At 59.8% G+C, this 10,936-nt stretch carries 13 protein-coding genes and 1 pseudogene; 7 read left to right on the top strand and 7 right to left on the bottom strand.

What is annotated here, in order from left to right:
- On the bottom strand, positions 1-209 hold a 209-nt coding region (locus ACIP1X_RS25825), incomplete at its 3' end, for a signal recognition particle receptor subunit alpha (RefSeq protein ID WP_400755688.1).
- A 210-nt stretch (positions 210-419) separates the two neighbouring features.
- On the opposite strand from ACIP1X_RS25825, the gene ACIP1X_RS25820 reads away from it, so the two are divergent.
- Together ACIP1X_RS25820 and ACIP1X_RS25815 are read left to right on the top strand one after the other, a co-directional pair.
- On the top strand, positions 420-1,232 hold the full coding sequence (locus tag ACIP1X_RS25820; RefSeq protein ID WP_400755687.1) for an inner membrane protein YpjD: 813 nt from the start codon (positions 420-422) through the stop codon (positions 1,230-1,232).
- A gap of 12 nt (positions 1,233-1,244) precedes the next feature.
- Positions 1,245-2,486, top strand: a complete 1,242-nt coding sequence (locus tag ACIP1X_RS25815) for a transporter associated domain-containing protein (protein WP_400755686.1) — start codon at positions 1,245-1,247, stop codon at positions 2,484-2,486.
- A gap of 31 nt (positions 2,487-2,517) precedes the next feature.
- Here ACIP1X_RS25815 and ACIP1X_RS25810 read toward each other — a convergent pair.
- Positions 2,518-2,619, bottom strand: a pseudogene (locus ACIP1X_RS25810) (hypothetical protein); the annotation flags it as partial.
- A gap of 258 nt (positions 2,620-2,877) precedes the next feature.
- Between ACIP1X_RS25810 and ACIP1X_RS25805 the strand changes: the two are divergent.
- The gene (locus tag ACIP1X_RS25805) at positions 2,878-4,194 is read left to right on the top strand and encodes an MFS transporter (protein WP_053117433.1); all 1,317 of its coding nucleotides are present in this window, start codon (positions 2,878-2,880) and stop codon (positions 4,192-4,194) included.
- A 97-nt stretch (positions 4,195-4,291) separates the two neighbouring features.
- Here ACIP1X_RS25805 and purT read toward each other — a convergent pair whose 3' ends face one another.
- The 5 genes from purT to ACIP1X_RS25780 all read right to left on the bottom strand — a co-directional run bounded on the left by purT (position 4,292) and on the right by ACIP1X_RS25780 (position 7,577).
- Positions 4,292-5,473 (bottom strand): formate-dependent phosphoribosylglycinamide formyltransferase, encoded by a 1,182-nt coding sequence (purT, locus tag ACIP1X_RS25800; RefSeq protein ID WP_007908992.1) that lies wholly within the window; start codon positions 5,471-5,473, stop codon positions 4,292-4,294.
- 100 nt (positions 5,474-5,573) lie between these two features.
- Positions 5,574-6,041: a VUT family protein gene (locus ACIP1X_RS25795; protein ID WP_053117431.1), complete on the bottom strand. Its 468-nt coding sequence runs from the start codon at positions 6,039-6,041 to the stop codon at positions 5,574-5,576.
- A 154-nt stretch (positions 6,042-6,195) separates the two neighbouring features.
- Positions 6,196-6,411, bottom strand: a complete 216-nt coding sequence (locus ACIP1X_RS25790; RefSeq protein WP_400755685.1) for a DUF1289 domain-containing protein — start codon at positions 6,409-6,411, stop codon at positions 6,196-6,198.
- Positions 6,408-6,932, bottom strand: a complete 525-nt coding sequence (locus tag ACIP1X_RS25785; RefSeq protein WP_400755684.1) for a gamma carbonic anhydrase family protein — start codon at positions 6,930-6,932, stop codon at positions 6,408-6,410. The genes ACIP1X_RS25790 and ACIP1X_RS25785 overlap by 4 nt, the downstream gene beginning before the upstream one ends.
- A 45-nt stretch (positions 6,933-6,977) precedes the next feature.
- On the bottom strand, positions 6,978-7,577 hold the full coding sequence (locus tag ACIP1X_RS25780; protein ID WP_400755683.1) for a CoA pyrophosphatase: 600 nt from the start codon (positions 7,575-7,577) through the stop codon (positions 6,978-6,980).
- Between the two features lie 147 nt (positions 7,578-7,724).
- Between ACIP1X_RS25780 and ACIP1X_RS25775 the strand changes: the two genes are divergently transcribed.
- From ACIP1X_RS25775 to nagA, 4 genes are all read left to right on the top strand, one after another.
- On the top strand, positions 7,725-8,279 hold the full coding sequence (locus tag ACIP1X_RS25775) for an NUDIX hydrolase (protein WP_400755682.1): 555 nt from the start codon (positions 7,725-7,727) through the stop codon (positions 8,277-8,279).
- Between the two features lie 74 nt (positions 8,280-8,353).
- Positions 8,354-8,869 carry a murein L,D-transpeptidase family protein gene (locus ACIP1X_RS25770; protein WP_008081650.1) on the top strand — a complete coding sequence of 172 codons (516 nt, stop codon included), beginning with the start codon at positions 8,354-8,356 and terminating at the stop codon, positions 8,867-8,869.
- A 283-nt stretch (positions 8,870-9,152) separates the two neighbouring features.
- A complete protein-coding gene (locus ACIP1X_RS25765) occupies positions 9,153-9,884 on the top strand; it encodes a GntR family transcriptional regulator (RefSeq protein WP_400755681.1) in 732 nt (243 codons plus the stop codon).
- 30 nt (positions 9,885-9,914) lie between these two features.
- Positions 9,915-10,936 (top strand): N-acetylglucosamine-6-phosphate deacetylase (gene nagA, locus ACIP1X_RS25760; protein ID WP_400755680.1); only part of this gene is annotated, 1,022 nt, incomplete at its 3' end.

Below are 10,936 nucleotides of genomic sequence, written 5' to 3'. Positions count from 1 at the left end.
GGCGTCAGGCTGCGCGACACCTCGGTGCCGACAGCGCGCTCCTTGACCGAATTGACGAAGTCCTTGACCACCGGCAGGGCGACGTCGGCTTCGAGCAACGCCATGCGCACTTCACGCAGGGTGTCTTTGATATTGTCTTCGGTCAGCTTGGCCTTGCCGGTGACATGGCGCAGCGTCTGCGAGAGACGGTCGGTTAAGTTTTCAAACATTGCGCGATCCTTTCAGGCCCTGTGTAGACCGGGATAATGGCGGCCCAGACCGGAATCAACATGTGCTCGGCGAGCCTGCGGCGTGGGCAGGTCGCGGATTATAGCGAAGACTGCGGCTGGCGGACACCTCGCTGTCAGCTTCCTGAGTCTTTCGTGCCATGGCGGTTCTATGCCAAACTCAGCCCCTTTCGGGCTTGCCTAACAGGATTTATGCTCCCCTTGTCACCCAGTTTGCTGACCACCCTCGCCGCCGCCCTTCTATATGCCGCTGCGACCCTTTATCAGAGCACCCGCTTGGCCACCGGCGCCAAGGCGAGCAAGCGCCTGCTGGTTGGCCTCGGCGTGTTCGCCGTGCTGGCCCACGCTGCCAGCCTGCTCACGCATTTACTGACGCCGATTGGTCTGGGTCTGGATTTCTTCAGCGCCTCCAGCCTGATCGCGGCGGCGGTGATCGCCCTGACGCTGATCGCCTGCTCGCGCATTCCGGTGGAAAACCTGCTGGTGCTGCTGTTCCCGCTGGGTGCGATCACTGTGCTACTGGCGCAGTTCGCGCCAACCGGCACGGTGCAGATCATCGATGAAGAGCCGGGCATCCTCGCGCACATTCTATTGTCGATCCTCGCCTACGGCATGTTCACCATTGCCGTGTTCCAGGCCTTGCTGTTGCTGGTGCAAGACCACCAGCTCAAGCACAAACACCCGTCCGGACTGATCAAGAACTTCCCGCCGCTGCAAACCATGGAAAGCCTGCTGTTCGGCTTCCTCTGGGCCGGCTGGACGCTGCTGTCGCTGTCGCTGATTTCCGGCTGGCTGTTCGTCGAGAACCTGTTTGCCCAGCATCTGGTACACAAAACCTTGTTGGCGTGTCTGGCCTGGATCGTGTTCAGCGTGCTGCTGTGGGGCCGCAACCGTCTCGGCTGGCGCGGTCACAAGGCGATTCGCTGGACTCTCGCCGGTTTCTGCCTGCTGATGTTGGCGTATTTCGGCAGCAAACTGGTTCGTGAATACATCCTGCACATCTGACGGGCGGCATAAATGGACGGTTTGCCCATAGGGCCGATGCTCGCGGTATTTGTCCTGCTGATTTTATGGTCAGGGCTGTTTACCGCCGTCGAAATCGCGCAGCAGCATCTGCTCGCGCAACGCACCGCCTCGCGCGCCAGCGATAAACCGCTGGCGAAGCTGAGCTTCCCGCTCGACAGCCTGATCCTCTGCAACACCTTGTGCCGAGCACTCGCGGTGATCATCGCGACGTTGCTGGCGATTTTCCTCTGCGAGGAAAACGGCCCGTGGGCAGCGTGCCTGGGTGCCGGTGCGGTGTTGCTGGTGTTCGCTGATTATTTCCCACGCACCCTCGCCCAGCGTTATCCGGATGCCGTGCTGGCCTTCGGCAATTCGTTGTTGGCGGTTCCGCTGAAGATTGTTTACCCACTGGCCTGGCTGTTCAGCCGTGTCAGCGTTTTGCTGATCCGCCCGTTCGCGCGCAAGCCGCAAGTGGTGCAGCAGAGCGACGACGACGCGCCCGGCGATCGTCGTGATGACCCGGAGCACCCTGTTCATGCACACCCGGTTTCGGGAATTCATGCGCTGGACAACATCACCGTCAACGACATTCTGGTGCCGCGCAGTGACGTCGACGGCATCAACCTCGACGATTCGATTGAAGCGATCATCGAGCAACTGCGCCAGAACAAGCGCACGCGCCTGCCGATGTTCCACAGCGACATCAATCAGGTTGAAGCGGTGCTCAATACCCGTCAGATCAGGCATTTGCTGAACAACGGCGATCTGACGCTAGAGGCGTTGTTGGCGGCGAGTTACGAGCCGTATTTCGTCCCGGAAAGTACGCCGCTGCAACTGCAACTGCTGAATTTCCACAAACAGCAGCGGCGTCTGGGCATGGTCGTCGATGAGTACGGCGAAGTGCTCGGCATTGTGACGCTGGAAGATATTCTTGAAGAGATCGTCGGCGAGTTCGAGAGTGAGCACAGTCTGGAGAACCCGCACATTCATCCACAGGCTGACGGGCGGATGGTGATTGATGGCACCGCTTCGATTCGCGAATTGAACAAGTGCCTGGGCTGGCATTTGCCGAGTGATGGGCCGAAAACGCTGAACGGGTTGGTGACTGAGGCGCTGGAGACGATTCCCGAGAGTGCGGTTTGCTTGAAGATCGGGCGCTATCGACTGGAGATTCTTGAGACTGAGGAGAACCGGGTGAGCAAGGTGTTGATCTGGCATACCTCGTCTGTGCCTGCTTTGGTACCGGCCCGATAGAAGATCAAAAGATCGCAGCCTTCGGCAGCTCCTACATTGGAATGCGTTCCAAATTTCCAAATGTTCCAAATGTTCCAAATGTCCCAAATGTCCCAAATGTCCCAAATGTTCCAAATGTTCCAAATGTTCCAAATGTTCCAAATGTAGGAGCTGCCGAAGGCTGCGATCTTTTGCTCTTGTTTGATCGTTAGCCCCCTTCCTATAATCGAGGCGCTTACCCAAGCGTTGCCAGACCGCGTGCTTACCCCGCACCAGACCGGTTTCGGCCATTTCCGCTGTACTCCGGCGACTGTTCCTACCTGAAACAGCGACCGCGCCTCATCCCACATCCCTGGGTGTTCGACCATAATAATTCGCTCCAACGGAGCTCATGACTGTCAGGGATCACCGCATGACGACCAGTACCGCTTTCAGCGACACCGCGCCTGCCCAACCGACCAACTCCGCCACCCGCGTGGCGACGGCGAGTTTTATCGGCACCGCGATCGAGTTCTACGACTTCTATGTTTACGCCACGGCGGCTGCGCTGGTGATTGGGCCGGTGTTCTTTCCGCAGACGTCCGGCACGGCGCAGATGCTTTCGGCGTTTCTTACTTTTGGCATCGCTTTTCTGGCCCGACCGCTGGGCTCGGCGCTGTTCGGCCATTTCGGTGACCGTATCGGGCGCAAATCAACATTGGTCGCCTCCTTGCTGTTGATGGGCGTGTGTACAACGCTGATTGGCGTGCTGCCGGGTTACGCCACGATTGGCGCGTGGGCACCGATTCTGTTGTGTGTGCTGCGCTTTGGTCAGGGCCTGGGATTGGGCGGTGAATGGGGCGGTGCTGCGTTGCTCGCCACGGAAAACGCGCCGAAAGGTAAACGCGCGTGGTTCGGTATGTTTCCGCAACTCGGCCCGTCGATTGGTTTTCTCGCGGCCAACGGTTTGTTTCTGACCCTTGCCATGACCCTCGATGACGAGCAGTTCCGCAGCTGGGGCTGGCGCATTCCGTTCCTGCTGAGTGCAGTGTTGGTGATGGTGGGCCTGTATGTGCGCCTGAAACTTCACGAAACGCCGGTCTTCGCCAATGCCATCGCACGTCAGGAACGAGTGAAAGTGCCGCTGGTTGAACTGTTCAGCCAGTATTGGGCACCGACGTTGTTGGGCGCGGCGGCGATGGTGGTCTGTTATGCGCTGTTCTATATCTCGACGGTGTTTTCCCTGAGCTACGGGGTTTCAACGCTGGGTTATAGCCGCGAGACATTCTTGGGATTGCTGTGCTTTGCCGTACTGTTCATGGCGGCTGCGACGCCATTGTCGGCTTGGGCCAGCGATCGTTATGGGCGCAAACCGGTGCTGATCATCGGTGGCGTGCTGGCGATTCTGTCCGGGTTCTTGATGGAACCATTGCTGACGCAAGGCTCGACATGGGGCGTGGCGCTGTTTCTGTGCATCGAGCTGTTTTTGATGGGCGTGACGTTTGCACCAATGGGCGCACTGTTGCCAGAGCTGTTTCCCACGCACGTGCGTTATACCGGTGCTTCGGCGGCGTATAACCTGGGTGGGATTGTCGGGGCCTCGGCGGCGCCGTTCTTTGCGCAGAAACTGGTGGCGATGGGTGGTTTGAGCTATGTCGGCGGGTATGTGTCGGGGGCGGCGGTGCTGAGTTTGATTGCGGTGCTGTGTCTGAAAGAAACGCGGGATAACGATTTGAATCGGGTGGCCTGACAGACCGCCATCGCGGGCAAGCCTTGCTCCTACAGATCAGCGTCGCAACGCGACCTTATGTAGGAGCAAAGCTTGCTCGCGAATGCCGCGACCCGGTTTAGAGTTCTACGACAACAGCCTGAGCAGCACGGGTCGCCTTGGCACGCGCAGCCTCGATCGACTCATCCCGCGCCAGCGCCACGCCCATACGGCGCTGGCCATTCACTTCTGGCTTGCCGAACAAACGCAACGCCGTGTCCGGCTCGCTCAACGCCGCACCCAGATTGGCGAACGCTGTCTGGGTCGACTGCCCTTCCACCAGAATCACCGCCGAAGCCGAAGGCCCGAACTGACGGATCAACGGCACCGGCAGGCCCAGAATCGCGCGAGCGTGCAACGCGAACTGCGACAGATCCTGGGAAATCAACGTGACCAGACCGGTGTCGTGCGGGCGTGGCGAGACTTCGCTGAACCACACCTGATCACCTTTGATGAACAGCTCAACGCCGAACAGACCACGGCCACCCAGCGCCTCAGTCACGGCTTTGGCAACACGCTCGGATTCAGCCAGGGCAATCGGGCTCATGGCTTGTGGCTGCCACGATTCCTGGTAGTCGCCCTTCTCCTGACGGTGGCCAACTGGCGCGCAGAACGTGGTGCCGCCGATGTGGCGAACGGTCAGCAGAGTGATTTCGTAGTCGAAATCGATAAAGCCTTCGATGATCACCCGACCTTTGCCGGCGCGACCGCCCTCTTGCGCGTAATCCCAGGCTTTCTGCACGTCATCGGTGCTGCGCAGCAGGCTCTGGCCTTTGCCCGACGAGCTCATCACCGGTTTGACCACGCATGGGAAACCGAGGTCTTCAACGGCTTTGCTGTAGTCCTCGAAGGTGTCGGCAAAGTGGTACGGCGAGGTCGGCAGATCCAGCTCTTCAGCGGCCAGACGACGGATGCCTTCGCGGTTCATGGTCAGTTGCGCAGCGCGCGCGGTCGGGATCACGGTGAAGCCTTCGGCTTCCAGTTCGACCAGGGTGGCGGTGGCGATGGCTTCGATTTCCGGCACGATGAAGTGCGGCTTCTCGGCTTCGATCACCGCGCGCAGGGCGGCGCCGTCGAGCATGTTGATCACGTGGCTGCGATGGGCGACTTGCATGGCCGGCGCGTTGGCGTAGCGGTCAACGGCGATCACTTCAACGCCCAGGCGTTGCAGCTCGATCACCACTTCCTTGCCCAACTCACCACAGCCACACAGCAATACGCGGGTCGCGGTTGGCGACAACGGAGTTCCGATACGGGTCATCTCAGGTCCTCAAAGCAGCGGATCATCGAGGAAAGCGACGCCAGACGCGCTTTCCATAGGGAGAAAGCGCGGCATTTTACATGAACCCGAGGCTTTGGCTTCAGCTGGCGACGGCCTGTTTGCGATCGCGCCAGGCCATGATCAGCCAGACGACGGTGACACCGGCGAATTTCGACAGCAGCGCGGTGATGATCACCGGTGGCGTCATGGCGTCGATCATGCCGAAAAAGATAAAGGTATCGAGGGGAATGCTCAGCGCCGAGCTGATCCACAAGCGGTCGCGCAACGGACGTTTGGTGATGCTGAACACCAGCCAGTCGATGATTTCGGAGACCGCGAATGCCGTGGCGCTGGCCAATGCGATGGAGGGGTCGGAGGTGACGTAAGACAGTACCAGCGCCGCCAGCATCGCCGCGATCGCCCCGTGACCGAAACGGATTTGCACCATGTCGCGCAGCACGAACACCAGACCGCCCCAGGCCGACCAGATGATGTCCAGGTGCGGCGCGGTGGAGAAGGCGAAGTTGATCAGCACGACGCTGCTGATGTAGGCGATGAGGAAAATCATGGGGGCGACCTGGCAGATTGGCGCACAGATTACTTGAGGGTTGGTTTTGCGCCAATAAGAAGTGGTGAATGTGCCGCCGACTTCGCGAGCAAGCCCGCTCCCACAGGGGAGTGCATTCCAATGTGGGAGCGGGCTTGCTCGCGAAAGCGGTGGCTCAGGCGCCTGATTTCCCGGGGATCATCCACACCAACCCACTCGCCTTCGCCCGCTCATGACACAACCCCAGCACCACCCGGCGCTCGTCATTGTTCATGCGGCTCCAGCGGGTAATCTCTTCCACCGTACGCTGGCACCCGGTGCACACATCATCCTCATCCAGCGCACAAATATTCACGCATGGCGAGGCAACCGGTCTTTCTGGCGTGTTCATTCTTCCTGCTCAACCAGATCACGCGCATAACGCTGGGAGTTATGCACATAGTGCGCGGCGCTGGCCTCAAGCATCTTCTTCTGCGGCTCGCTCAGCTCACGCACAACCTTGCCCGGCGAGCCCATCACCAGCGAACCATCCGGAATTTCCTTGCCCTCACCAATCAGCGAGTTGGCGCCAATGATGCAGTTCTTGCCGATCTTCGCGCCGTTGAGAATCACCGCGTTGATGCCGATCAGACTGTAATCGCCGACCGTGCAGCCATGCAGCATGGCGTTGTGGCCGATGGTCACGCCGGTACCGATGGTCAGCGGATAGCCCATGTCGGTGTGCATCACGGTGCCGTCCTGCACATTACTGTTCTTGCCGATCAGGATCAGTTCGTTGTCGCCACGCAGCACGGCGTTGAACCAGACGTTGGCGCCCTCTTCCAGTTTGACCTTGCCCACCAGCACGGCATTGGGGGCGACCCAGCTCTGCGGGTGGGTCTCGACACGGGCGTCGCCCAAGCGGTATTTCATCTTGTTTTCCTCAGGGCTCACGGTGATGGCCATTCGAACGATGGCTTACGTGCCAATAAAACTTTTCGGCGGTTGGTGCAGACTGATCTTGGCGTCATAAAGCAGATTGATCAACTCGACGATCATGATCGCCGTCAGGCCCCAGATCTTGAAATCGCCGTAGCGATAGCTCGGCACGTACCAACTGCGACCTTGATAGTCGATGCGATGGGTGTGTTCGCGGGGGTCTTTGCGGAAGAATTCCAGCGGTACGCTGAACACCGCGGCGATCTCGGCATCGTTGGGCTGATACTCGACGAAATCGGGGATTACGCCAACATAAGGCGTGACCTTGATGCCGTGCAGGGAGATCAGCGGGCTGAGCGGCCCGATGACTTCGACCAGTCCCGGCGGCAGACCGATCTCTTCCTCTGCTTCGCGCAGGGCGGTGAAGATCAGATCCGGGTCTTCGGGATCGCGGCGTCCACCGGGGAAAGCCACTTCGCCGCCATGGGTCGAGAGCCCGCTGGCGCGCAGGGTCAGGACCAGTTCCGGTTGGTCACTGCGGGTGATCGGCACCAGAACGGCGGCCTCGGGGAAACGTTTGTCGGTCTCCAGCGTGCGCGGTGTGTGGTTGCTTACCCTATGCAGTAGCTCGTCCAGCATGAGTGTTCTCGATCGGTGCCTTACCCTGCATCATGCACCAATCATTGCAGCCGCCCAAGCCCCCGAATCTCGCCATGTCGCGAAACGACAACTTGCCGACCGACACCGCTGCACGCCAAGATAGGCGCAGCATTCAGGAAGCCCAGCATGAAATTTTGCAGCCACTGCGGTAACCCGGTCACCCAGCGCATTCCCGAAGGCGATTCGCGGCTGCGATTTGTCTGTGAGAGCTGTCAGACCATTCACTATCAGAACCCCAATATCGTTGCCGGCTGCGTGCCGACCTGGGGCACGAAAGTGCTCTTGTGCCGTCGTGCCATCGAGCCGCGCCTCGGTTACTGGACGTTGCCTGCCGGTTTCATGGAGAACGGTGAGACCATCGAGCAAGCCGCAATTCGCGAAACTGCCGAGGAAGCCTGCGCCCGTGTGCGCAACCTGAGCATCTATACGCTGATCGACGTGCCACACATCAGTCAGGTGCATGTGTTCTTCCGCGCAGAGCTGGTTGATCTGGACTTTGCCGCCGGCCCCGAGAGCCTCGAAGTGCAACTATTCGACGAAGCCGACATTCCATGGGACGAGCTGGCTTTCAGGACGGTGGGGCGTACCTTAGAATGCTTCTTCGCTGATCGGCGGGTTGAGGTGTATCCGGTTCGTTCGGAATCGATTCCGCCGTTGGTGCAGCCGGTGATTGTCGGTTAGAAGATCAAAAGATCGCAGCCTGCGGCAGCTCTTACACAACACTTATCTGCGTCACTCCTTGGGGAATCGTTTCAATGCGCTGGTTGCTTGCCCTGTTCTGCCTGTCGTTCGTCAGCGTCTCCCAAGCGTCCTTCGTGACCACCGTGACGCCGGCGAATACCCCGCTTATCGAAAAAGTCCTGGTGCTCAAATCCGCGCATCAATTGCAGTTGATCGCCGACGGCAAGCCGCTGAAGACCTATCGCATCTCCTTGGGCAAGGGCGCGAAAAAAGGTCCGAAACTGATTGAAGGCGACAAGCGCACGCCGGAAGGTTTCTATTGGATCGACTGGCGCAAGACCAGCGACAAATTCAACCTGTCGATGCACATTTCCTACCCGAACATCAGCGACTCGGCCCGCGCCCGGCGTGAAGGCGTCGAGCCTGGCGGCATGATCATGATCCACGGCACACCGGATTCCGAAGAAACCCCGGAAGACCTGTTCCACACCCTCGACTGGACCGACGGCTGCGTCGCCATGCGCAATGTGGATATGCGCGAAGTGTGGAGCCTGGTGCCGGATGGCACGATGGTCGAAATCCGCCCTTAACGATCAACCACTGGTCACCTGCAAAAAAATAAATCAAAAGATCGCAGCCTGCGGCAGCGCCTACAGAGGTGATACCACTTCCCACTGTAGGAGCTGCCGCAGGCTGCGATCTTTTGCTTTTAAGCCTCCACCTCTAATACCACTTCAGACCACCCGCTCTCAAAGCCCCGATATTAGCGGGCTACAGGCCATTTCACTGCGTTGACATGGTATTCAAGTGGTATTAGCTTTCGTCCGACAACCGAATCAAAACAATCCTACATCGGTGCCGGAAACGAACTACATGAATGACCTCCAGGCCTTACGCCCCGACGACACTCAACCGACACCGTTGTACCTGCAACTGGCGCGCAACCTTGAAGCCGCCATCCACTCGGGCCAGTGGAAGTCCGAGCAGGCGATGCCCTCGGAACGCAACCTCAGCGAGTTGCTCGGTATTTCCCGCGTCACCGCGCGCAAAGCCCTCGAAGTCCTTCTCGATCAAGGCCTGATCCGTCGCCTGCAAGGCTCCGGCACCTTCATCACCCCACGCCTCGAACAACCGCTGTCGCGCCTCTCCGGTTTCAGCGAGATGCTGCGCTTGAAGGGTTTCGTACCCAGTTCGAAATGGCTGGAGCGTGAAATCACCCTGCCGACCCACGAAGAACTGATCCGCCTCAGCCTGTCGCCGAACGACAAGGTCGCGCGCATGAAGCGTCTGCGCAAAGCCGATGACACGGTGATGGCCATCGAGATGAGCACCCTGCCCGCCTCGATCATGCCCAAGCCGCAACTGGTCGGCGATTCCCTCTACGAATACCTCGACGGCATCGGCAAACCGATCGTCCGCGCCTTGCAGCACATTCAGGCAATCAACGCCTCGGACGAGTTCGCCGCGCTGGTCGGCATCGCCCCCGGCACCGCGATGCTGCTGATGACCCGGGTCGGCTACCTCGAAGACAACACACCGATCGAAGTCACCGACACCTATTGCCGCAACGACTACTACGACTTTGTTGCAGAGCTTCGCCGCTGATCAGCAGCCGAGCCAAACGAGAGAAGCGAAATGTCCGAAGACAACATCCTCACCGCCAGCGGCTGGATTCGCGGCCGGCTGATCCACGAACACGGCAAAGTCGTGTCGATCGAAGGCGTGCCCTGCGACCCGGCCGACAATGATCTGCCGTATCTGCTCCCGGGTTTCATCGACCTGCACGTGCATGGCGGTGGCGGCAAAGACATCATGGAAGGCGCCAGCGCCTTCGAGACCATCACCAGAACCCACGTGCGTTTCGGCACCACTTCGCTGCTGGCCACCACCATGACCGCGCCGAGCGCTGAGATCTCCAGCGTGTTGAAGGAAGTCGGAGAGTTCTGCGAACAGCGTCCGAAAGGTGCCGCACGAGTGCTCGGCGTTCACCTCGAAGGCCCGTACATCAACCCCGGCAAACTCGGTGCACAACCGAACTTCGCCCACACCGCGTTGATGGCCGAAGTCGAAGAATATCTGGCACTGGCGCCGATCCGCGTGATCACCATCGCCCCGGAAATCGCCGGTCACGACGGCTTGATCCGCGAACTCAGCAGCCGTGGCGTGCGCATGCAGATCGGCCACACCCTCGGCAGTTACGAGGAAGGCGTTGCTGCAATGGAGGCTGGCGCGACCAGTTTCACCCACCTCTACAACGCCATGAGCCCGTTGCATCACCGCGAGCCTGGGATCGTTGGCGCGGCACTGGCACACGCCAAATTCGCCGAACTGATTCCGGATTTGCTCCACGTGCATCCCGGCGCCATTCGTGTGGCCCTGCGCTCGATCCCTTGCCTGTATTGCGTCACCGATTCGACCGCTGCCGCCGGCATGCCCGACGGTGAATACAAGCTCGGCAGCCACACCGTGACCAAATGCCTGGGCGGCGTACGCCTGCCCGACGGCACGTTGGCCGGCAGCACGCTGACCATGGATCAGGCCTTGCGCAACCTGGTGAAGATCGGTTTGCCGATCGCCGAAGCCTCGCAGCGTCTGTCGCAATTCCCCGCCGACTACCTCGGCATCACCGAACGCGGGCGCCTTGCACCAGGTGCCTG

Source organism: Pseudomonas sp. NPDC088885, from assembly GCF_044750025.1.
Lineage (GTDB): Bacteria > Pseudomonadota > Gammaproteobacteria > Pseudomonadales > Pseudomonadaceae > Aquipseudomonas > Aquipseudomonas rustica.
The sequence above is the reverse complement of the archived record's forward strand: the minus strand, read 5'-3'. Positions and strand labels throughout refer to the sequence as shown.